This window comes from Kitasatospora sp. NPDC057512 (genome assembly GCF_042802135.1).
GTDB lineage: Bacteria > Actinomycetota > Actinomycetes > Streptomycetales > Streptomycetaceae > Kitasatospora.
In genome coordinates, this window is sequence record NZ_JBHVET010000006.1 from 20,079 (window position 1) to 41,463 (window position 21,385).

At 74.2% G+C, this 21,385-nt stretch carries 23 protein-coding genes; 16 read left to right on the forward strand and 7 right to left on the reverse strand.

Going from position 1 to position 21,385, the window contains the following annotated elements:
• Nucleotides 1–66: 66 nt before the first annotated feature.
• Complete coding sequence (locus tag ACFU6K_RS01060) at nucleotides 67–732, reverse strand: DedA family protein (RefSeq protein ID WP_380660142.1); 666 nt, start codon at nucleotides 730–732, stop codon at nucleotides 67–69.
• A gap of 198 nt (nucleotides 733–930) precedes the next feature.
• On the opposite strand from ACFU6K_RS01060, the gene ACFU6K_RS01065 reads away from it, so the two are divergent.
• The gene (locus tag ACFU6K_RS01065; protein WP_380660143.1) at nucleotides 931–1,437 is read left to right on the forward strand and encodes a hypothetical protein; all 507 of its coding nucleotides are present in this window, start codon (nucleotides 931–933) and stop codon (nucleotides 1,435–1,437) included.
• A 45-nt stretch (nucleotides 1,438–1,482) separates the two neighbouring features.
• Here ACFU6K_RS01065 and ACFU6K_RS01070 read toward each other — a convergent pair whose 3' ends face one another.
• Nucleotides 1,483–2,286, reverse strand: coding sequence for a nucleotidyltransferase family protein (locus ACFU6K_RS01070; protein ID WP_380660144.1), 804 nt, complete (start codon nucleotides 2,284–2,286; stop codon nucleotides 1,483–1,485).
• Between the two features lie 210 nt (nucleotides 2,287–2,496).
• On the opposite strand from ACFU6K_RS01070, the gene ACFU6K_RS01075 reads away from it, so the two are divergent.
• A complete protein-coding gene (locus ACFU6K_RS01075; protein ID WP_380660145.1) occupies nucleotides 2,497–3,741 on the forward strand; it encodes a glycosyltransferase in 1,245 nt (414 codons plus the stop codon).
• Between the two features lie 59 nt (nucleotides 3,742–3,800).
• On the opposite strand, the gene ACFU6K_RS01080 is transcribed toward ACFU6K_RS01075, so the two are convergent.
• Together ACFU6K_RS01080 and ACFU6K_RS01085 are read right to left on the reverse strand one after the other, a co-directional pair.
• A complete protein-coding gene (locus ACFU6K_RS01080; protein WP_380660146.1) occupies nucleotides 3,801–4,751 on the reverse strand; it encodes a hypothetical protein in 951 nt (316 codons plus the stop codon).
• Nucleotides 4,748–5,302, reverse strand: a complete 555-nt coding sequence (locus tag ACFU6K_RS01085) for a SigE family RNA polymerase sigma factor (protein WP_380660147.1) — start codon at nucleotides 5,300–5,302, stop codon at nucleotides 4,748–4,750. Before ACFU6K_RS01085 ends, ACFU6K_RS01080 begins: the two co-directional genes overlap by 4 nt.
• 122 nt (nucleotides 5,303–5,424) lie before the next feature.
• On the opposite strand from ACFU6K_RS01085, the gene ACFU6K_RS01090 reads away from it, so the two are divergent.
• The 11 genes from ACFU6K_RS01090 to ACFU6K_RS01140 all read left to right on the forward strand — a co-directional run bounded on the left by ACFU6K_RS01090 (nucleotide 5,425) and on the right by ACFU6K_RS01140 (nucleotide 15,646).
• Nucleotides 5,425–6,186: an alpha/beta fold hydrolase gene (locus tag ACFU6K_RS01090; protein ID WP_380660148.1), complete on the forward strand. Its 762-nt coding sequence runs from the start codon at nucleotides 5,425–5,427 to the stop codon at nucleotides 6,184–6,186.
• Nucleotides 6,187–6,336: 150 nt separating this feature from the next.
• A complete protein-coding gene (locus ACFU6K_RS01095; protein ID WP_380660150.1) occupies nucleotides 6,337–7,149 on the forward strand; it encodes an alpha/beta hydrolase in 813 nt (270 codons plus the stop codon).
• 282 nt (nucleotides 7,150–7,431) lie between these two features.
• Nucleotides 7,432–8,370, forward strand: a complete 939-nt coding sequence (locus ACFU6K_RS01100) for an urea transporter (protein WP_380660151.1) — start codon at nucleotides 7,432–7,434, stop codon at nucleotides 8,368–8,370.
• A 113-nt stretch (nucleotides 8,371–8,483) separates the two neighbouring features.
• Complete coding sequence (locus ACFU6K_RS01105) at nucleotides 8,484–8,789, forward strand: urease subunit gamma (RefSeq protein ID WP_049661349.1); 306 nt, start codon at nucleotides 8,484–8,486, stop codon at nucleotides 8,787–8,789.
• Between the two features lie 3 nt (nucleotides 8,790–8,792).
• Complete coding sequence (locus tag ACFU6K_RS01110) at nucleotides 8,793–9,674, forward strand: sirohydrochlorin chelatase (protein ID WP_380660152.1); 882 nt, start codon at nucleotides 8,793–8,795, stop codon at nucleotides 9,672–9,674.
• Nucleotides 9,675–9,697: 23 nt separating this feature from the next.
• On the forward strand, nucleotides 9,698–10,135 hold the full coding sequence (locus ACFU6K_RS01115; RefSeq protein ID WP_380660153.1) for an urease subunit beta: 438 nt from the start codon (nucleotides 9,698–9,700) through the stop codon (nucleotides 10,133–10,135).
• Complete coding sequence (gene ureC, locus ACFU6K_RS01120) at nucleotides 10,135–11,859, forward strand: urease subunit alpha (RefSeq protein WP_380660154.1); 1,725 nt, start codon at nucleotides 10,135–10,137, stop codon at nucleotides 11,857–11,859. The genes ACFU6K_RS01115 and ureC overlap by 1 nt, the downstream gene beginning before the upstream one ends.
• A 44-nt stretch (nucleotides 11,860–11,903) precedes the next feature.
• Nucleotides 11,904–12,635 carry an urease accessory protein UreF gene (locus tag ACFU6K_RS01125; protein ID WP_380660166.1) on the forward strand — a complete coding sequence of 244 codons (732 nt, stop codon included), beginning with the start codon at nucleotides 11,904–11,906 and terminating at the stop codon, nucleotides 12,633–12,635.
• A 57-nt stretch (nucleotides 12,636–12,692) separates the two neighbouring features.
• Nucleotides 12,693–13,313 carry an urease accessory protein UreG gene (ureG, locus tag ACFU6K_RS01130; protein ID WP_049651049.1) on the forward strand — a complete coding sequence of 207 codons (621 nt, stop codon included), beginning with the start codon at nucleotides 12,693–12,695 and terminating at the stop codon, nucleotides 13,311–13,313.
• Nucleotides 13,310–14,296, forward strand: a complete 987-nt coding sequence (locus tag ACFU6K_RS01135) for an urease accessory protein UreD (protein ID WP_380660156.1) — start codon at nucleotides 13,310–13,312, stop codon at nucleotides 14,294–14,296. The genes ureG and ACFU6K_RS01135 overlap by 4 nt, the downstream gene beginning before the upstream one ends.
• A gap of 108 nt (nucleotides 14,297–14,404) precedes the next feature.
• Complete coding sequence (locus ACFU6K_RS01140; RefSeq protein ID WP_380660157.1) at nucleotides 14,405–15,646, forward strand: PQQ-binding-like beta-propeller repeat protein; 1,242 nt, start codon at nucleotides 14,405–14,407, stop codon at nucleotides 15,644–15,646.
• Between the two features lie 12 nt (nucleotides 15,647–15,658).
• On the opposite strand, the gene ACFU6K_RS01145 is transcribed toward ACFU6K_RS01140, so the two are convergent.
• Entirely contained in the window at nucleotides 15,659–16,210 is a 552-nt protein-coding gene (locus ACFU6K_RS01145; RefSeq protein ID WP_380660158.1) for a MarR family winged helix-turn-helix transcriptional regulator, read from the reverse strand.
• A gap of 68 nt (nucleotides 16,211–16,278) precedes the next feature.
• On the opposite strand from ACFU6K_RS01145, the gene ACFU6K_RS01150 reads away from it, so the two are divergent.
• Nucleotides 16,279–17,181 carry an NmrA/HSCARG family protein gene (locus tag ACFU6K_RS01150; protein WP_380660159.1) on the forward strand — a complete coding sequence of 301 codons (903 nt, stop codon included), beginning with the start codon at nucleotides 16,279–16,281 and terminating at the stop codon, nucleotides 17,179–17,181.
• Nucleotides 17,182–17,374: 193 nt separating this feature from the next.
• Here ACFU6K_RS01150 and ACFU6K_RS01155 read toward each other — a convergent pair whose 3' ends face one another.
• Nucleotides 17,375–17,806: a protein phosphatase gene (locus tag ACFU6K_RS01155; protein WP_380660160.1), complete on the reverse strand. Its 432-nt coding sequence runs from the start codon at nucleotides 17,804–17,806 to the stop codon at nucleotides 17,375–17,377.
• A 31-nt stretch (nucleotides 17,807–17,837) separates the two neighbouring features.
• The gene (locus tag ACFU6K_RS01160) at nucleotides 17,838–19,304 is read right to left on the reverse strand and encodes a LuxR C-terminal-related transcriptional regulator (protein WP_380660161.1); all 1,467 of its coding nucleotides are present in this window, start codon (nucleotides 19,302–19,304) and stop codon (nucleotides 17,838–17,840) included.
• Between the two features lie 149 nt (nucleotides 19,305–19,453).
• Between ACFU6K_RS01160 and ACFU6K_RS01165 the strand changes: the two genes are divergently transcribed.
• Both ACFU6K_RS01165 and ACFU6K_RS01170 read left to right on the forward strand, forming a co-directional pair.
• Nucleotides 19,454–20,380, forward strand: a complete 927-nt coding sequence (locus ACFU6K_RS01165; protein ID WP_380660162.1) for an NADP-dependent oxidoreductase — start codon at nucleotides 19,454–19,456, stop codon at nucleotides 20,378–20,380.
• Between the two features lie 230 nt (nucleotides 20,381–20,610).
• Complete coding sequence (locus ACFU6K_RS01170) at nucleotides 20,611–21,342, forward strand: MIP family channel protein (RefSeq protein WP_380660163.1); 732 nt, start codon at nucleotides 20,611–20,613, stop codon at nucleotides 21,340–21,342.
• The last annotated feature ends 43 nt before the right edge of the window (nucleotides 21,343–21,385 follow it).

Consider the following 21,385-nt stretch of genomic DNA (forward strand, 5'->3'; position numbering starts at 1 on the left):
GGTCCGAGCTTACGGGGCGGGCCGGGCCTGCGGGGTGGGTGGGGCCTTCGGGGGCGGCCGGCCCGGTCACCGGGCGCGGCGGTGCTGGGCGGCGCTGTCGCGCCCGCGCCAGCGCATCACGACGTACCCGGCCACGGCCACCGCGACCACCACCAGGACCGCCTTGGAGAACAGGCCGACGTACGTCTCCACCGTGTCCCAGCGGTCCCCGAGCAGGAACCCGGCCATCACCAGCACGCTGTTCCACGCCAGGCTGCCGATCGTGGTCAGCATGACGAACGCGGGCAGCGGCATCCGCTCGACCCCGGCGGGAACGGAGATCAGACTGCGGAAGATCGGCACCATCCGGCCCAGCAGCACCGCCTTCGTCCCGTGCCGGGCGAACCAGGCCTCGGTGCGCTCCAGGTCGGAGGCCTTGACCAGCGGCAGCCGGGCCCAGATCGCGTGCATCCGCTCCCGGCCGAACAGGGCGCCCAGCCAGTAGAGGACGACGGCCCCGGCGACCGAGCCGAGGGTCGTCCAGGTCAGCGCGGAGGCGAGGCTGATCACGCCCTGCCCGGCGGCGAAGCCGGTCAGCGGCAGGATCACCTCGCTGGGCAGCGGCGGGAACAGGTTCTCCAGCGCGATCGCCAGACCGGCCCCGGGGCCGCCCATGGTGTCCACCAGGCCGGCCGCCCAGCCGGCGAAGCCGTCGGCGGGCTGCTGGGCGATGGCGAGGACGGTGTGCTGCATGCGGGCTCCCGGGTGGTTGCGGTGCCGGCGCCTGGTGCGCCCGGCTCTGCCCTCCACGCTAGGAACCGCAGGTCAGCGCCGGTATGCGGGTTTCCGGCGAACGCCCTGTGGTTTTCCGTACCGCCGCACCCTGTGGTTTTCCGCAGGGCGCGGCGAATCCGCTGGCGGCGGCGGTGGCCGTTTTGTCAGGATGGCGCCATGGACGACGCATTCACCCTGGCCTGGCAGCATTCCGCCGGCCTGGTCTCCCCCGAGGACCTGCCGATGGCCGCCGCCGAGCTGCTGGCGGCGGGTGTCGGCGGGGACTCGCCCGCGCTGTGCGATCTCGCGGGAAGGTCGGGCCGGGGCGAGCCCCCGGTCGAGCTGACGGAGTTGCTGTGGCAGGCGATGGCGGAGCTGGGCCTGCCGGTGCCGGACGACGACTTCGTCCAGCGCAGCCTCCTGCACCACACGGCGGCCCGGCTGGTGTCCGGGGAGATCACGCCGGTCGAGGCCGTCGCCGTGCTCTGGTCCCGGATCGACGAGCGCACGACCGGGGCGGAGCGGCGGCTCGCGGAGCTGGTCGACCAGGTCTGCTGTCCGGGCTGCGTCGACACGTGGCCGGTCGAGGTGACGCGGGACTGGGAGCGGGAGATGAGGGCGGTGGCCGTCGAGGTGGCGTCGGCGGCCGACCACCGGAACGCCGCCTCCTGGTACCGGGGCTGAACGCGCTTCGCCCGCCGGGTGGTTGGCGATCAGTTGGTTGGCGGGTCAGCGGTTCAGCGCGGCCACGGTCTCCCTGGTCAGCTCCCGCGCCCGGGCGACGGTGGCCGTCAGCTCCGCCGCCGACCCGCCGGGCGCGGCGAGCAGGCCGTGCGCGCGCGGGCCGAAGTACGGCGGGGCGTCCGGCAGTTGGCCGGCCACGGCCAGGGCGCCCTTCTCGTTCAGGCACCAGCGGCGGTGGTGGGCGTACAGGGCCTGGACCAGGATGCCGACGGCGTGCGACAGGCAGAGCGAGACGTGCAGGGCGTCGGTGCGGACGGCGCTCTTCGCGGCGGTGTCGAGCAGGAAGCCGGCCTCCCAGGTGGCCGCGACGAGGGCCGCGCGCAGTGGCTCCGGGTAGTCGGCGGTCTGCCGCTTGAGCCGTCTCAACTCCCCGGCGGGGTCGGCCAGTAGCTGTCCGAGGGCGACCTCGCCCGGGTAGCAGGGCGACCAGAAGCCGAGCGGGTGGCCGGCCTGTGTCCCCACCTCGTAGCGGCCCGTGCGGCAGTCCGCCCACACCCGTCCGACCCGGTCGAGGTCCCGCAGGATCCAGTCCACGGCGACGCCGTCGACCCGCAGCCACGCCCCGCCGTTGACCCACGGGCCCCAGCCGCCCGGGCCGGCCACCTCGACCTCCGGCCCGGCGATCGCCCGCAGCGCGTCGAGGTCGAGGCCGCCCCGGTAGTACACCCCGAGGTCCCAGTCCGACTCCGGCCGCTCCTCGCCCCGAGCCCGGCTCCCGCCGAGCATCACCCCCACCACGCCCGGTACACGGGCGAGTTGACCGGCCATGTCCTCGATGATCGCGCGCATGAGGGAGATTCTCGCAGGAGATGCGGCGTCCGCCCGGGAATTTCCGGTGCGCTGGTGGCGTCCGTGGAGGCGTACCCACTCCTCGCCACTCTCAACTTATAGCGCACGGGGGGCCTTGCCACAAGGCCCCGGTGGTGACGCAGAATCACCGCTTCAAGGACGCAGGTCCGCGAAGCACGGAAGCAAATCCGCGAAACGGGGAGTCACGAAGTGCGAGTGGTGTTGTCGACGTACGGGTCGCGCGGGGACGTCGAGCCGATGGCCGCGCTGGCGGTGCGGCTGAAGGAGCTGGGCGCCGAGGTGCGGGTCTGCGCGCCGCCGGACGAGGAGTTCTCGGCGCGGCTGGCCGAGGTCGGAGTGGAGCTGGTGCCGGTCGGGCAGTCGGTGCGCGCGCTGGTCAGCGGGCCGCGGCCGAAGCCCGGGGACCTGCCCGCGCGCGCCGCCCGGCTGGTCGAGCAGTTCCACGCGGCGGTGCTCGGGGCGGCCGAGCCGGGCGGCGCGGTGCTGGCCACCGGGCTGTTCCCGGCGGCGGCCGGCGCACAGGCGGCGGCCGAGCAACTGGGCGCCCGCTTCGTGTACGTGGCCCTCCAGCCGACCGTGCTGCCCTCCCCGCACCACCGGCCGTTCGAGTACCCGATGCTGCCGTACCCGCCGGAGGCGACCGACCCCCGGGAGCTGTGGGAGCTCAACATCGGGACGATGAACGCGCTGTTCGGCGAAGCGGTCAACTCCCGCCGGGCGGCGGTCGGACTGCCCGAGGTCGACAACGTCCGGGACCACGTCCTCACCGGCCGGCCGTGGCTGGCCACCGACCCGCTGCTCGACCCGTGGTCGCGGCCCGCGGAGGCGGACGGGGCCTGGCCCGAGGAAGCGGACGCGGCCTGGCCCGAGGCGGTGCAGACCGGCGCGTGGATCCTGCCGGACGAACGCCCGCTGCCCGTGGACCTGTCGGCCTTCCTGGCGGCCGGCGAGGCGCCGGTGTACGTCGGCTTCGGCAGCATGCCGCTGCGCGACCCGGCGGGCGCCGCCCGGGTCGCCGTCGAGGCGGTCCGGGCGCAGGGCCGCCGGGTGCTGCTCGGCCGCGGCTGGGCCCGACTGGCCGAGGTGGACGGGGCCGAGGACTGCTTCGCGGTCGGCGAGGTCAACCAGCAGGCGCTGTTCCCGAAGGTGGCCGCCGTCGTCCACCACGGCGGTGCGGGCACCACCACCACGGCCGCCCGGGCCGGGGTGCCCCAGGTGCTGGTCCCGCAGATGGTGGACCAGCCGTACTGGGCCGCGCGGGTGGCGGAGTTGGGCATCGGCGCCGCCCACGACGGCCCGACCCCGACCACCGCGTCCCTCACCGCCGCCCTGAGCCGGGCCCTCGCCCCGGCCACCCGGGAGCGCGCCGCCGCCCTCTCGGCCCGGGTCCGCACGGACGGTGCGACGGCCGCCGCTCAGCTGCTGCTCGGCTGAAGGGGGACGGGAGAGGAGCGGGACGTCGGCCCGGCCGACTTCCCGCTCCTGGCCCGGGCTCAGGAGGCCGGTTCGGTGAGGTACTTGGCACCGGCGTCCGGGAGCTTGTTGCCGTCCTTGTCGAAGAACTGCCAGGACTTCGCCCGCATCGTCCCCGGGCGGGCCACCAGCAACTCGCGGATCGGGGAGTCGGCCACGGTGACGGGCGTCGGCTCCGTGGTGCTGCCGTCCGCCCAGGTCACCACCACCCGGCCGACGTCCGGTCCGATCGAGAGCAGCACCACGTCCAGCGGGGCCACGGTGTCGCCCTTGCCCCGGTGACCGACCAGGCCGCCGCCGAACAGGGTCCGGTTGCGCGGGTCGAGCTTGCCCGGGGCCGCCTGGGCGCCCTCGATGTCATGGCTGAGCCGCACCCCGTCCACCGTGAAGTAGATGTTGGTGACGTCGCAGTCCGGCTGCCAGTACCGCTGGACGTACTCCTCCGTCGGCTTGGAGACCGCCGAGTCGTACCTGCTGCGCTCCTCCCACACCGCCGTCGCCTGCTCGAACGCCCGTTCCCGGGGGGCCTCCGGCCAGAGCGCCTCCCACAGCTGCCACTGCTTGCCGTCCGGGGTCAGGCCCTGGCCGAGCAGCACCCGGACCGGGGTGAGTGGGTCCCGGAAGGCCGGGGCGGTCCCGTTCGGCGGGAGGGGGGTGCCCAAGTCGGGGAGGTTCGCCACCGTGGGCGCGGCGCCGACGCCGGCCGGACTGATCCCGTGGGCGGGCGCCGGGCCCGGGCGCAGCTGCGCCAGCGCCCCGCCGGTCAGCGCCACCGCCGCGGCCAGCGCCGCCGCGCCGACCACCGTACGGCGGCGGTGCCGCAGCCGGCGGCCCCCCGCCAGGATGTCCGCCACCGGCGCCGGGCCGATCCGCGCGCCGGCCGCCGCCTCGGCGAGGCCGAGCCCCACCCACAGGTCCGTGCCGTCGTCCACGCCCGCCCCGTCCGGTTCCCGGTCCATGCCGCCCCTCATGCCGCTCCTCCGATGTGCGTCGTGTCCTTGAGCCCCACCAGTGCCGTGACCTGCCGCAGCCGCGCGATGCCCTTCGCCGCGTGGCTGCGCACCGCGCCCACCGAGCACCCCATGGCGGCCGCCGTCTGGCTGTCGCTCAGGTCCTCCCAGTGCCGCAGCACCACCGCCTCGCGCTGGCGCGGCGGCAGGGTGGCCAGCGCGGCCAGCAGGGCCCCGCGCTGGTCGGAGCGGGCGAAGCCGTCCTCCACCCCCGCCGCGTCCGGCACCGCGTCCACCAGCAGCTCCGGCGCCCGGCGGCGCCAGCGGCGGGCGTGCTGGTTGACCAGGATCCGCCGCACGTAGGCGTACGGATCGTCGGCCCGGCGCACCTTCGACCAGGCCGCGCAGGCCTTCTCGGCGGCCGACTGCACCAGGTCCTCGGCCGCGTACTGCTCGCCGGCCAGCAGGTACGCCGTCCGTACCAGGCGCGGCCAGACCGTGACGATGAACGCCTGGAACCCGTCGTCGAACGCCTGGAACCCGTCGTCCCGATCGCTTTTCGCTTCTCCCATGAGCACCTCCGAGCACCTCCTTCACCCGTCCAGAGCCCGGGGGCGGCCGAAAGCGCTTACCCGCGGCCGCGGCGGCCTCAAATCGCTTGGGGAACGGCGGCGGGGGCACTACGCTCCGCCGGATGATCATTTCTCATGACGTAGCAGGCAGTGGGCCCGCCGTGGTGCTGCTGCACTCCTCGGTGTGCGACCGGCGGATGTGGGACGCGCAGTGGCAGCCGCTGGTCGACGCCGGACACCGGGTGGTCCGCTGCGACTTCCGCGGCTTCGGCGACACGCCGCTCGCGGACGCCCCGTACAGCGACACCGGGGACGTCCTGGCCCTGCTCGACCACCTGGGCATCGAGACCGCCGCCCTGGTCGGCGCCTCCTACGGCGGCCGGATCGCCCTGACGGCGGCCGCGCTGCGCCCCGAGGCGGTCACCAGGCTGGCCCTGCTCGGCGCGGGCATGCCCGGACACCAGCCCAGCGACACCCTGCGCGCCTTCGGCGGGCACGAGGACGAGCTGATCGAGGCCGGGCGGATCGACGAGGCCGTCGAGCTGAACGTCGAGTCCTGGCTCGGCCCGGAGGCCGACGAGCGGACCCGCGCGCACGTCCGCCGGATGCAGCGCCACGCCTTCGACGTCCAGATGACGGCGACGGTCGGCTCCGACCGCGAGGACGTCGACCTCGGCCGGATCACCGCCCCCACCCTGGCCGTGGCCGGCGCCCACGACTTCCCGGACTTCCGGGACATCGCCGCCGCCCTCCCCGCCCTCCTGCCCGACGCCCGCCACCAGGAGCTCCCCTGGGCGGGCCACCTCCCCAGCCTGGAGCGCCCGGCCGACACCACCGCCCTGCTGCTCGCCTTCCTCCACGAGGACGGCCCGGCCGCGCGGTAACGGCGAGCCGTGCGGTGGCGACGAGCCGTGCGGTGGCGACGAGCCGTTCGGTGACGACGGCGGTGAGCCCGTCGTGGGGCAGCCCGTCGTGGGGCAGCCCGTCGAGGGAAAGGCCGGACTCGAACGTGTGTTGGGAGCCATGATGGCGGGGTGCACTTCACCACGGAATCCAGCGCGGACGGCGTGACGCAGCGCCACTTCACCCTCGACGGCGTGCCCGGTGTGCTCTGGCAGCCGGACGGATCGCCCCTCGGCGGGCGTCCGTTGGTGCTGCTGGGGCACGGCGGCGGTCAGCACAAGCTGGGTCCGGGGCTGGTGGACCGGGCCCGGCGGTGCGTGCGGCGGCACGGGTTCGCGGCGGTGGCGTTGGACGCGCCGGGGCACGGGGAGCGGACGCGCAGCGCCCAGGACGAGCGGTTCGCCACCGAGATCGGGGAGTTGATCGCGGCGGGCCGGCCGATCAGCGCCTGGGTGGCGCGGCACACGGCGGCGCTCGCGGAGCGGGCGGTGCCGGAGTGGGTGGCGGTGCTGGACGCGCTGGGCCGTCAGGCGGAGGCCCCCGGTCAGGCGGAGGCCCCCGGTCGGTGGGAGGACGCCGGTCGGACGGAGGGCCTCGGACGCGCGGAGGGCCTCGGGCCGGTCGGGTACTGGGGGTTGTCGCTGGGGAGCGTGATCGGCATCCCGCTGGCGGCGGCCGAACCGCGGATCGCCGTCGCGGTGTTCGGGCTGACGGGGCACGCGTCGCAGACGGAGGCGGCGGGGCGGGTCGGCGTGCCGGTGGAGTTCCTCCTCCAGTGGGACGACGCGCTGGTCCCGCGCGAGGGGGCGCTGGCGCTGTTCGGCGCGCTGGGTTCACGCGAGAAGACGCTGCACGCCAACCCCGGGGGCCACCTGGAGGTGCCGGAGCTCGAACTGGAGTCGTCCGAACGGTTCCTGGCGCGGCATCTGGTCCGGGCGGAGTGAGCGCGACCCCCGCCTCAGCCGATGCCAACCGTCAGTAAAACTTCGCAAAGGATTTCTCCCTGCAACGAACCCGACGGGCCGTGACTTCAACAGATTGTTGCAGCTCAGCGGCCCGATGGTCACCCTTCGTGGATTTGGCATAACACCCCGTACCCCCTGGACTTCGCAAACCATAGGAGTACGGTTCCGGAGGAATCGCCGGGGCCGACATTCAGGCAGGCCGGCCGTACCGGAAAATTGGTGCGCAGCATGGGTTTGCAACAGGGTGGGGAGAGCGCCTCGGTGGCGACTCGTCCGCTATCCGGCAGGGTGGTCGCGGAGGTCCTGCGCGGCGTCGCGCAGGTCGATTTCATGCCGTCCGTCGTCTGCGGACTCTTCTTCGTGGCCGCACTGTTCGCCGCCGACTGGCGGTACGGCCTCTACGGACTGCTCGGCAGTGCCGTCTCCACCGCCGTCGCGTACGGGCTCGGGCTCGACCGGGAGGCCGTCGGGGCGGGGCTGCACGGGTACAACGGGTGTCTGGTGGCGCTGAGTTGCGCCGTCTTCCTGGGTGCCGACCATCCGGCGACGGTCGCGGTGGCGGCCCTCGGTTCCGCCGTCGCCGTGGTGGTCACGGCGGGGCTCGGGGCGTTGCTCGCCACCTGGCGGCTGCCCGCGCTGACCGCGCCGTTCTGCCTGGTCGCGACGGCCGTCACGGCGGCCGCCCCCGGCTTCCGGAGACTGTGGCAGGGCGCGGGCGCACCCGCCGCGCTGCCCGTCCCGGCCGACGGGTCGACCGGGCTGAGCTGGGACCAGCTCTGGCACGGGTTCTTCGCGAACATCGGTCAGATCTTCCTCATGCCGCAGTGGTACGTCGGACTGCTGTTCCTGGCGGGGCTGTTCGCGGCGAGCCGGCTCGCGGGCCTGATGGCCTGCGCGGGGAGCGCCACCGGGCTGCTCACGGCCTGGGTGTTCGGCGCCCCCGGCGAGGCGGTCGGGCAGGGCCTGCTCGGGTACAGCGGGGTCCTGGTCGCCCTCGCGCTGTGCGGGGTGTTCCTGGCTCCCGACGCCTGGAGCGCGGCGTACGCCCTGGTCGGTGCGGCCGGCGCGACCGTGCTCACGCCGGCGCTCGGCGCGGTCTCCGCGCCCTTCGGCGGCCACGCCTTCACCTGGCCGTTCGTGCTGACCACACTGCTGTTCCTGGCGGCGGTGCCGGCCGTCCCGCGCCTGCGCCGGGCTTGATTCCGCGTCCGGCGTCGCCGAATTCATCTGATGTCGAGAACCCTGGGCTCACCGAAGCCCGTTGAGCAGCTTTCTGCATTCCATCGGATTCTCGGAAAGGAAGAGTGATACCCGTGAATCTCTCGCCGCGTGAGATCGACAAGCTGTACATCTACGTCGTGGCCGATCTGGCCCGTAAACGCCGGGACCGCGGCGTCAAGCTGAACTACAGCGAGGCCTGCGCGCTGATCAGCGAGGCGATCATGGAGGGCGCCCGGGACGGCCGCACCGTCGCCGAGTGCATGGAGATCGGCAAACAGGTCGTCAGCGGCGAGGACGTCATGCCGGGCGTGCGCGAGATGCTCCCGCTGCTCCAGGTCGAGGCGGCGTTCGTGGACGGGACCAAGCTGGTCTCCTGCCACGACCCGGTGGGTGCCTGAGTGATGACCCGGTCCCATGCCGCCGCCACCGTGGTGCTGGCCGGCGGCCACGAGAGCGACGGCGGCCGGGACCTCGCGGCGCTGGCGGCCCGCGAGGCCACCGTGCACGCCGCCGCCCCCGCGGGCCGTCCGCTCACCGAGGCCGTCCGGTCCGCGCTCGCCGCGGCGGGCGACGGACCGGTGTGCGTCGTACCGATGACGCTCGGCCGCGACCCCAAGCTCGTCGCCGACACCGCCCGGGCGCTGCGCTGGCTGGCCGCCGCGGAGGGCCGCGGACGGCTCGCCCTGGCCGCCCCCTTCGGCGCCGCCGACCACCTGATCGGCTGGCTGCGCGCCGCCGCCGGCACCGCCCCCGACGGCGCGGTGCTGGTCACCGCCCCGGCGGCCGGCCCCTTCGAGGACGCCGAACTGTTCCGGATCGCCCGCCTCGCCCGGCAGTACGGGCGGCACCGGTGGGTCGAGGTCGCCTTCGACGGCGGCGACCCGGACCCGGCCGAGGGCGCCGAACGCTGCCGGCTGCTCGGCGCCCGCGAGGTGACGGCCGTTCCGGCCTCCTTCGGGCCGGCCCTGCGCACCGCGCTGCCCGGGGTACGGGACGGCGGCCCGCTGCTGCGGCCATCCGCCGTCGCCGGGGTGGTCGCGGCCCGGACGGCGGCGGCGCTGCACCTGCTCGGGCACGGGGAGGACGGCATCCTGGCCGGCCTCGACGCCGAGCACGGGCACGGATACGCGCACAGCCACGGGCCGGGCGAGCAGAGCCACGGTCACAGCCACGGGCCGGGCGAGCAGCAGCACAGCCACGGGCCGGGCGGGCCCCACCACAGCCACGGGCCCCACCCGCACCATCCCAGTCATACCCACGAACCCGCACACACCCCCCACTGACCCGGCAGAGAGGAAGGCCAGCCATGTCTGGTGGCGCCGCGTACCTGTACGGCGACGACCCGGTGGAGATCAACGCCGGCCGCGCCAAGGCCACCGTCACGGTCAGCAACACCGGTGACCGGGCGATCCAGGTCGGATCCCACTACCACTTCTTCGAGGCCAACCGCGCCCTCGACTTCGACCGCAACGCCGCCTTCGGCAAGCACCTGGACATCCCGGCCGGCACCGCCGTCCGCTTCGAGCCGGGAGACACCAAGGACGTCACGCTCGCCGAGTTCGGCGGCCACCGCCGCCTGGTCGGCTTCGCCAACCTCGTGGACGGCGGCATCACCGCCCCCGCCACCCGTGCCCGCGCCGTCGACCGGGCCATCGCCCTCGGCTTCAAGGGCACCAACCTCGACCACAAGGAAGACCGGCCCCGGGACTTCCACACGGAGACCCGCCAGGAAGGCGACCGCTGATGGCCATCCTCTCCCGCAGGCAGTACACCGACCTCTTCGGCCCCACCGTCGGCGACCGCTTCCACCTCGCCGACACCAACCTCCTGGTCGAGGTCGAGCAGGACTTCAACCAGGGCCACTACGGCGACGAGGCCGTCTACGGCGGCGGCAAGGGCATCCGCGACGGGATGGCCCAGGACCCGGCCGCGACCTCCCTCCAGGGCGCGCTCGACCTGGTCATCACCAACGTGGTCGTCATGGACGCGGTGCTCGGCGTGGTCAAGGGCGACATCGGCGTCAAGGACGGCCTGATCGTCGCGGTCGGCAAGGCGGGCAACCCGCACACCCAGAGCGGCGTGCACCCGCGGCTGGTGATCGGCCCCGGCACCGAGGTGATCTCCGGCGAGCACCTGATCGCCACCGCCGGCGGCATCGACACCCACATCCACTTCATCGCCCCGCAGCAGGTGCGGGAGGCGCTGAGCAACGGCATCACCACCCTGATCGGCGGCGGCACCGGCCCGTCCGACGGCACCAACGGCACCACCTGCACCCCCGGCCCGTGGAACATCCACCGGATGTACCAGGCCGTCGAGGACCTGCCCGTCAACGTCGGCCTGCTGGGCAAGGGCAACGGCTCGCTGCCCGGCGCCCTGCGCGAGCAGGTCGAGGCGGGCGTGTGCGGCCTCAAGGTGCACGAGGACTGGGGCAGCACCCCGGCCGCGATCGACAGCGCGCTGAGCGTCGCCGACGAGTACGACGTGCAGGTGGCCATCCACACCGACACCCTCAACGAGTCCGGCTACTTCGAGGACACCCTGTCCGCGATCGACGGCCGCACCATCCACACCTTCCACACCGAGGGCGCGGGCGGCGGCCACGCCCCCGACATCATGCGGATCGCCGGCGAGCCCAACGTGCTGCCGTCCTCCACCAACCCGACGCTGCCCTACACCGTCAACTCGGTGGACGAGCTGCTGGACATGGTGATGGTCTGCCACCACCTCAGCCACCACATCCCCGAGGACGTCTCCTTCGCCGACTCCCGGGTCCGCGCGGAGACCATCGCCGCCGAGACCGTGCTGCACGACGAGGGCGTCATCTCGATCTTCTCCTCCGACTCGCAGGCGATGGGCCGGATCGGCGAGTCCTTCACCCGCGCCTTCCAGACCGCCCACCACTGCAAGGAGCAGCGCGGCAAGCTGGCCGGCGACAGCGAGCGCAACGACAACGCCCGCGTCCTGCGCTACCTCGCCAAGCTCACCATCAACCCCGCCGTCGCCTCCGGCACCGCCGACCACATCGGCTCGCTGGAGCCCGGCAAGCTCGCCGACATCGTGCTCTGGCCGATCAACTCCTTCGCCGCCAAGCCGAAGATGGTCATCAAGGGCGGCGTGATCAACTGGGCGCTGATGGGCGACCCGAACGCCTCGCTGCCCACCCCCCAGCCGGTCTACTACCGCCCGATGTTCGGCCAGTACGGGCGGGCGAAGCAGGCCACCCGGGTGTCCTTCATGTCGCAGGCCGCCGTCGACCTCGGGGTTCCGGCTCAACTCGGGCTGGAGAGCCGGGTGCTGCCGGTGCGGCGCTGCCGTACGGTCGGCAAGCAGCACATGGTGCGCAACGACGCGCTGCCGAAGATCGCGGTCGACCCGGAGACGTACAAGGTCACCCTGGACGGCGAGCCGGCCACCATCGAACCGGCCCGAGAGCTGCCGCTCAACCACCTGTTCTACCTCGCGTGAGCCCCGTCGCCGAGACGCGGCCGGGCGGTCCGGACGGCCCGGATGTGCTGGGCGGTCCGGGTGATGTGCCGGACGTGCGGGACGGTCCGGATGGCCTGGACGCCCTGCTGGTCTGCCTCCAGCTGACCGACTCGGCCTTCCCCAGCGGCTTCTACACCCTCTCGCACGGGTTGGAGGGATACGCCCAGGCCAAGGCCGTCACCCCGGACACCCTGCCCGGGTTGCTCGCCGACCTGCTGCGGCACGGCGTCGGGCCGTCCGACGCCACGGCCCTGGTCCTGGCCCACCGGGCGGCCAGGGCGGGCGACTGGGAGCTGCTCGCCGAGACCGACCAGCGGCTGCACGCCACCAGGCTGAACCGCGAGCTGCGCCTGGCCGCCACCCGGACCGGTCGCCAACTCCTGGACATCGCCCGGGAGTCGGTGGGCGGCGAGGCGCTGGAGCGGTACGCCGCGCTGGTCGCGGAGAAGCGGGCCCCCGGCTGCCAGGCGGTGGCGGCCGGGGTGGCGTACGCCTCGGCCGGCGTCCCGGTCCAACAGGCCGTCACCAGCGACCTGTTCGCGTTCTGCACCAGCTTCGTCGGCGCGGCGCTGAGGCTCCGGCTGACCGACCACCGCAAGGCGCAGGTGGTGCTGCGGTCGGCCTCCCCGGTGATCCGGGAGGTCGTATCCGCCGCCCTGGAACGGGACTTGGCGGACCTCGGCGGCTGTGTGCCGGTCGCGGACGCGATGTCCGGACGGCACGAGCGGGCGGAGGCCCGGCTGTTCATGAGCTGACCGCCCGGCTCGTACCTGCGCCACGCCACAGAAGAACGACCGACAGAAGGAGGAGAGTTGACCGAGAACGTGCTCCGTGTGGGCATCGGCGGGCCGGTGGGCTCCGGCAAGACGGCACTGATCGAGGCGCTCGTCCCGGTGCTGATCGCCCGGGGCCACCGCCCGGCGGTCATCACCAACGACATCTACACCCAGGAGGACGCCCAGCACGTGCGGCGCACCCTGGCCGGGATGCTGGACCCCGAGCGGGTCGTCGGCGTGGAGACCGGCGCCTGCCCGCACACCGCCGTACGGGACGACCCGACGATGAACCTCGCGGCCGGCGCCGAGATGCTGGAGCGCTTCCCGGACGTCGACACCCTGCTGTACGAGTCCGGCGGCGACAACCTCACGCTGACCTTCAGCCCGGTGCTGGTGGACCTCTTCCTCTTCGTCCTCGACACCGCCGAGGGCGAGAAGATGCCCCGCAAGCGCGGCCCGGGCATCACCGAGTCGGACCTGCTGGTCATCAACAAGATCGACATCGCCCAGTACGTCCGCGCCGACCTCGGGGTGATGGAGTCCGACGCCCACCGGGTGCGCGAGGGCGGACCGGTGGTGCTCACCAACTGCCTGACGGGGGAGGGGCTGGAGGAGATCGCGACCTTCCTGGAGACCTTCCGCAAGGTCCCGGCGTGACAGCCTCCCCGGCTGCGGCGGTGCCCCGGCTCGACCCCCGGCACTACGAGCCGGCCCGCGTCCCGTACGAGGTCCGCCGCCACGCCGGGACGCCCGACACCCTCGCGGTCGGGCGTCCCGGCAAGGTGGGGCTGCTGGAGCTGGCCTTCGAGCGGGTCGGCGGGCGCACCGAACTCACCGGCCACTACCAGAAGTCGCCGCTGCAGATCATGCGCCCGCTCTACTTCGACCCGGCCCGCCCCGACCTCGCCGTCACCTTCCTGATGTCCACCGGCGGCGGCATCCTCCAGGCCGACCGGCTCCGCACCGACCTGCACTGCGGCGCCGACACGGCGGTCCACCTGACCACCCAGGCCGCCACCAAGGTCTACCGGATGGAGCACGACTACGCGACGCAACTGGTCAACCTGGCGGCCGGCCCGCGCGCCTACGTCGAGTACCTGCCCGAGCCGGTGATCCCCTTCGTCGACTCGCGCCTCTACCAGCGGACCGTCCTCACCGTCGACCCGGACGCGACCGTGCTGGCCGGCGAGACCGTCCTGGCCGGCCGCCTCGCCCGGGGCGAGCGCAACGCCTACCGGGCGTTCGCCTCGGACCTCGAAGTGCGGCGCCCGGGTGGTGAATTGGTGGCACTGGACACCGTGCGGCTGGAACCCTCGCCGGGTGGAGGGGGCGGTAGGGGTGCCGGGGTCACCGGGCCGGCGGTGCTGGCCGGGCACGACGTGATGTCCAGCCTGTACGTCCTCAGCCCGCTCGCCCCGGCGGCCCGGATCGCGGACGTCCTGCACGAGGCGGTGGCCGGCTGCGGCCAGGAGTACGGCGAACTGCTGTACGGGGTCAGCGTGCTGCCGCAGGACAGCGGCGCCTGGCTGCGGCTGCTCGGCTCCGACACCCGGGCCTGCGCCGCCGCCCTGCGCGCGGCCTGGGACGCGGTCCGGCGGCTGCTGATCGGGGTTCCGGCGCCGGAGCTGCGGAAGACGTAGGGCCGTCGGCCGGTTCCGCCGGTCGTGATCTTCTTCCGGATCCGGTACAACCCCGGGGCGGGGTGCGCGGTCCTGTCTGGCGTGAACGAGGATGCGAGACGGGACGTCATGCCGGACGAGGCGCGCGTGACGGTGCCGGACGAGGCGCGCGATGCAGTGCCGGACGTGGGGCCGGGCGAGGTGTCGGAACCCCGGTCGGAGGTGGTGCCGGGCGACGCGCCGACGCCACCGGCCCGGCGCCTGATCAACCGCCGGAGGCTGCTGACGGGCGCCGCCGCCCTGGGTGCCCTCGCGGCGGCCGCCGGCGTCAACGAGTGGGCCCGCCGAAAGAACTCCCACGGCCCACGACTCTGGCGGACGACCGCCGCGAGCGGGCGGCTCGTGCTCTCCGCAGACCGGCAGCAGGGCCTCTACGCCTCCGGGTTCGACGGCGCCGTGCGCGCCCTCGACCCGCGCACCGGCGAGGTCCGCTGGACCCGTACGGTCGGCACGCCCGACGCCGCCGACGCGGTGGGCGGCTGGCCACTGGCCGCCGGGGACGGGGTGGTGGGCGTGGCCACCGACACCGGTCTGCGGGTCCTGGACGCGGCGTCGGGGGAGCAGCGCTGGGAGGCCACCCTGCCCGACCGGTCCGAGGGCGGGTGGCGGCAAGGCCCCGCCATCGGCGGCGGCAGCGTGTTCGCGGTGTACGGAAGCTCGGTCCGCTGCTACGACCTGGCCACCGGCGAGCCGCGCTGGACCGGCCCGGCGGGGGCCTTCGCCGCCCTGGCCCTCGACGGCGGCACCGTGTACGCGGCGGGGAGGCCGAGGGGGCTCCTCGCACTGGACGCCCGTACCGGCGAGCGCCTCTGGGAACGCGACCTCGTCGTCAGCGGCCCGCTGACCGTCCACCAGGACGGCCTGCTGGTCTCCTCGCCCCCGGAGACGATGGCCTCCACGATCGTCGCCGCGCTGGACCCGGCGACCGGCGCGCAGCTCTGGGCGTCCATCCAGCACGGGGAGTTGAGCTGTCCCCTGTCGGCCGCCGGCCGGACCGTCTACCTGGCCGGCGGGGACCGTCTGTTCGGGTTGGACACGAGGACCGGCGACTGGGTCTGGAAGGCCAACACCTTCGGCAGCCGGAAGGGCGGGACCCCCGCCGTGGTCGCCACCGACAACCTCGTCTACGCCTCGTCGGGAGACGGCCGGCTCTGGGCGTTCGACCCCTCGGCGGGCGGCGGGATGCGCTGGCAGGACGATTCGCAGGAGGCCGGCCGGATCTCCCTGGCCGCCGTCGGCGGGACCGTCTACCAGGGCGGCCCGGGCGGCGTCGTCGCGCTGGGCACCCTGCCGGCGCCGCCGTCGGCCTGACCGGGCGGGGACTCAGGAGCGGCCCGGCCCGTCCGACGCGTCCGTCCCGACCGGCCCGCCCGATGCGTCCGTCCTGCCCGGCCCGCCCGGCCCGCCCGGTTCCATGGCCGTCAGGCGGGCGACCTGGCGGTGACTGAGCTCGACGGTGCGGTTCATGTGCCGTAGGAGGAAGGCGAGTTCGGCTTCGCTGTCCTCGGCGAAGACGGCCGCCCAGTCGGTGGACAGCTCGCGCCACACCTCCCCGAAGCGCTCCAGCGCCTCGGGGAGGACCGCGACCAGCACCCGGCGGCGGTCGGCTTGGTCCCGCTGCCGGGCGACCAGTCCGGCCTTCTCCAGCCGGTCGACCAGCCGGGTGGCCGAGCCGCTGGTCAGCCCGGTGAGTTCGGCGATCCGGCCGGTGGTGACCGGCCCGTCCTCCAGGGTGAGCAGGTTGAGGCACTGGACGTCGGTCGGGTGCATCCCCAGGTGGTCGGCGACGGCCTGGTTGAACAGCACGTACGAGGCCAGGTAGCGGCGCGAGACCGGCCACAGCCGGGCCATCAGTTCGTCGCGGGTCGTCGTCATGGGGGAAGGGTAACCGGCTGCCCGATAATTGTTTGTGCCACGCAGAGATCTTTCTCTATGTTGTCTGCATGACGCAGATAACTGAGTCCGCAGCCTCCCGCCCCCGCCTCCTCCCCCTCCCCGTCGCGGTCACGGGAGCCACCGGAGCCCAGGGCGGCGCCACCGCCCGCGCCCTCCTCCGCGCCGGCCGCCCCGTCCGCGCCCTCACGCGGAACCCCGGCTCGCCCGCCGCCACCCACCTCGCCGCACTCGGCGCCGAACTCGCCCGCGCCGACTTCGACGACCCGGCCTCACTCGCCACCGCCCTCGACGGCACCGGCGCACTGTTCGCGATGTCCACCCCGTTCGGCATCGACCTCGACACCGAAATCCGCCAGGCCACCGCCCTGCTGGACGCCGCCCGGGCGGTCGGTAGCGTCCGGCACGTCGTCTTCAGCTCGGCCGCCAACGCCGACCGCTCTACCGGCATCCCGCACTTCGACAGCAAGCACCGCATCGAACAGCACCTGGCCGGCCTCGGCCTGCCCTGGACCGTCCTCGGCCCGGCCGCCTTCCTGGAGAACTACGCCAACGACTGGACCCTCCGGTCCCTCCGCGACGGCGTCCTCCACCTCCCCATGCCCCCCGGCGTCCCGCTCCCCGTGATCGCCGCCGACACCATCGGCGCCTTCGCCGCCCACGTCCTGGCCAGGCCTGACGCCTACGCGGCCCGCCGCATCGACATCGCCTCGCAGTGGCGGACCGGCGAGCAGATCGCCGCCGCCATCGGCGCCGCCGGCGGCCGGGCCATCCGCTTCGAAGAGGTGCCACTGAAGGTCGCGGCGGGCTACTCCGAGGACCTCGCCACGATGTTCCGCTACTTCCAGGACCCCGGCCTCGCCATCGACACCGCCGCCCTACACGCCGAGCACCCCACCATCGACTGGCAGCCCCTGGAGACCTGGGCGGCGGCCCGCACCTGGGACCTCTGAGGGCTTCAGACACCGGCAGTGAGGTGCGCGACGGCCCCGAGCCCGTCCCGGGCGGCAGCCATCGACTCGGCGGTGACCTCGGGTGCTGAGGTCTTGCTCAGATTGATCGTTCCAGCCCGGTACACATCGCCGTTGACCGTTCCGTCCGTGACGTGATTGGCGATCGGAACCTTTGGATCGCTCCCCGCCCGGCCTAGGCCAGCCGCTCCACGAACTTGCGCTGCCACGGCGTTTCGACGGCGTGCCGGCTGTAGTGCTCTCGCACGTACGCCACCGCCTCGGCGGCCGGGACACCGTCCAGGACGGCGATGCAGGCGAGCGCCGTGCCCGTACGCCCGCGCCCGCCGGCGCAGGCGAGTTCGACGCGTTGGGTGGCGGAGCGTTCCCAGGCCTCGCGGAAGGCGTCGGCGGCGTCGGTGCGGTCGGTGGGGAGGCGGAAGTCGGGCCAGCGCACCCAGCGGCTCGGCCAGTCGACGTGCGGCGGGCGGCCCAACAGGTAGAGGCCGAAGTCGGGTTGGGGGCCGGGCGGCAGGGGCTTGCTGAGGCCGCGGCCGCGCAGGAGGCGGCCGGAGGGCAGGCGCAGGAGCCCGGGGGTGGTCGGGCCCGGGGTGGTGGGGTCGGTCATGTCGGCCATTCCTCAGGTGGGGGAGGGGTGTTCAGGATGCCGCGTGCAGTCCGACCGGGCCGCGTGGCAGTCCGGCGCGGTGGGCCAGGGCGGCGGCTTCGCCGCGCGAGGAGACGTCGAGTTTGGCGAGGATGTTGGCGACGTGGAACTTCACCGTCGACTCGCTGATGTGGAGCGCCGCCGCGATGTCCCGGTTGCGGCGGCCCCGTGCGAGCTGGTCGAGGACCTCCAGTTCGCGCGGTTGGAGGCCGTCGAGGGGGTCGGTGGCGAGGGCGGGTTCGGGCAGGGCGAGCGGGAGGTCGACGGTCACGGTGGTGCCCCAGCCGGGGACGGCTTCGACGCCGTGGCGTCCGCCGAGGGCGGTGATGCGGTCGGCGGTGCGGTGGACGGTGAGGGCGTCGGCGGTGAGCAGGCCGAGGCCGTCGCCGCGCACGACGGCGCGCAGTTGGCCGTCGGCGGTGAGCTGCCAGCTGACGTGCAGCCGGGTCGGCTTCTCCTGTTCCAGCATCAGCAGGACGGCCACCCGGACGGCGTCGCGGGCGGTGTGGGCGGCGTCCGCCGGGACGGACCGGTCGGCTGCCGGCGGGGGTGCGACGTCGAGGTGGACCCGGGTGTGCCGCAGCAGCGGGCGCAGTTCGCGCACGAGTCGGGCGAAGGCGGCGTCGGCGGGTTCCTCGCTGAGGGCGCGGTCGAGTTCGGCGCCCTGGCGCAGGTCGAGCAGGGCGGTGACGGCCAGTTCGGTGGCGTCGCGGCGGGCGGTGGCGTCGTCCAGGCCGGCCGAGCGTAGCGGGGCCAGGATCGCGGTGAGCGCGGCGCTGTGGGTGCCGGTGAACTCGGCGATGGCGCGGGCGCGGGCGTTGGCGGAGGCGCGGGAGGCGGCGGTCTGGGTGGGGGCGGCGTCGGTGGCGCGGTGGTCGGAGTGGGCGATCACCAGGTCCCACAGCTGCTGCAGGACGGCGAGTGCCCCGGGGGCGACCGGCTCGGTGCCCGCCCGGACGAGGACCAGGACGGCGCCGCTGTCGTTGCCCGGCGTGGTCGCGACGACGACCACCGGCCGGGACCGTCCGGCGAGTTCGGCCTCGCCCTGCCACGGTCGGCCGGAGGAGGTGGTCCCGGCCGCGTGTTCGGCCAGTCGGGACAGGTCCAGCGCGCTGATGGCGGCGGTGAGTTCGGGCGGACCGTAGCTGTGGGAGGGGCTGAACGTGCAGACGCCGCTGAGCTGCGCGAGCGCGGTGTGCGGGACGAGGGTGCCGAGCACGTCGGACAGGCGCAGCAGGACGTCCGGCCGGGGAGCGCGCAGCACCTCGACGGCCCGTGCGAGCGCGTCCTCGGGTCGGCCCCAGCGATCGCGCCAGGTCTCGTCCGTGTGCGTCCCGTCCGTGCGCGGATCGCCGGTACGCGTTCCGTCCGTGCGCGGATCGCCGATGCCCGTCCCGTCCGCGCGCGTGCCCGTCCCGCCCGTGCCCGTGGCGGTTCCGGGCGGCTCAGTGGTGTCCATGCGGTCCAGCCTAGTTCGGGCGCCGCCGTGGCCGCCTGGCCGTTCGGACAGGTCGAACCGTCCGAAGGACCGGCTGGGCCGCCGTTGCCCCGGTCGCAGGATGGAAGACGTCGGAGGCAACAACTCCCCTGGAACCGAAGGACCTTCCCATGACCAAGGCGATCGCCTTCCCCGAGTTCGGCGGCGCGGACGTGCTGCGCCCGATCGACATCGAACTGCCCGCCCCGGGCCCCGGCCAGGTGCGGGTCGCGGTCCGCGCGGTGGGCGTCAACCCGCTGGACCACAAGCTGCGCACCGGCGAGCTGGCCGGGTTCTTCCCGGTCTCCTTCCCCTATGTGCCGGGCTTCGAGGTGTCCGGAGTGGTGGAGGCCGTCGGCGCCGAGGTGCGCGGCTTCGCCCCCGGCGACGCGGTGTTCGGCGCCCTGATGGGCGGCGGCTACGCGGAGCGGGCGCTGGTGGACGCGGCGATGCTGGCCCACAAGCCCGCCACCCTGGGCTGGGCGGAGGCCGCCGCGATCCCGACGGCGGCAGAGACGTCCGAGCGCGCCCTCGCCGTCCTGGGCGTGCGGCCCGGCGAGACCCTGCTGGTGCACGGCGCGGCCGGCGGGGTGGGCACCGTGCTGCTCCAGTTCGCCCGGGCGCGCGGGATCACCGTGGTCGGCACCGCGAGCGAGTCGAACCACGACCACCTGCGCGGGCTCGGCGCGATCCCGGTGACGTACGGCGAGGGCCTGGCCGAGCGGGTGCGGGCCGCCGCCCCGGGCGGGGTGGACCGGGTGCTGGACGCGGCCGGGCGCGGGGTGCTGCCGCTGTCGATCGAGCTGGCGGGCGGCGCGGACCGGGTGCTGACGATCGCCGACATCCAGGGCGCGCAGGAGCACGGTGTCCGCTTCACCGGCGGTGCCGAGGGCGTCGAGCCCCACTACACGAGCGCCTTCGCGGCCGCGCTGGCCCTGCACGAGGCGGGCACCCTGCGGCTGCCGCTGCACCGGGTGTTCCCGCTGGCGGAGGCGGCCGAGGCGCAGCGGGTCAGCGAGGGCGGGCACCTGCGCGGCAAGATCGTGCTGACGGTCTGACAGGAACACGGCGCCCGCCCTGTCCCTGTCTGCCCGTTTTGCTTCCGTTTTGCATTGGCTGCGCCATTTCCGTACGGTTTCATCCGTTCGGAGTAATTCGGCAGGCGGACGCGCCGTAAACACGGCCTACGCCGTCCGGCCGACATGCGGTCCCTCGAACGGTCGACCAGGGTTGGCCGGGCGTGGGCGGCACCGGACCGCCTGCCCTGACGGTCAGGAGGACCAGGCGCATGGGTGGAACGGACAGGCGGGCGGTGATCGGCGAGTTCCTCGGGACCCTGCTGCTGGTGCTGCTGGCGGTGGGTGCGGCGGTGCTCGCGGGGGTGGCGATCGGTCCGGTGGGCATCGCGTTCGCGTTCGGCTTCGTGCTGCTCGCGCTCGCGTACGCGCTCGGCCCGATCTCCGGCTGCCACGTCAACCCGGCGGTGACGCTCGGCTTCCTGCTGGCCCGCCGGATCGACGGGCGCACGGCGGTGTCGTACTGGGTGGCGCAGCTGCTCGGCGGCATCGCGGGTGCGGGGCTCGTCCTGCTGCTGGCGAAGCAGATACCGGGGCTGGAGACCCACGGCAAGCTCGGCACCAACGGCTGGGGCGAGCGCTCCCAGATGCACATCAACGCCGGCGGCGCGTTCCTGACCGAGGTCGTCCTCACCTTCCTGCTGGTGTACGTCGTCCTGGCGGTCACCCACCGGCTGGCGGCGGTCGGTTTCGACGGGCTGCCGATCGGCCTCGCGCTGGTGGTCGTCCACCTGGTCGGCATCCCGCTCACCGGCACCTCGGTCAACCCGGCGCGCAGCCTCGGCCCGGCGCTGTTCGCGGGCGGCGACGCGCTGTCGCAGCTGTGGCTGTTCCTGCTCGCCCCGCTGGTCGGCGGCGCGCTGGCGGCGGGCGTGCACCTGCTGACCCACCCGCAGCCCAACCTTCCGCTGGCGCAGGCCCTGGCCACGGACGCGCGGGTGTAGCACCCGCAGTCGAGCCGGCGCGGCGGCCGGGACCGTACCGACG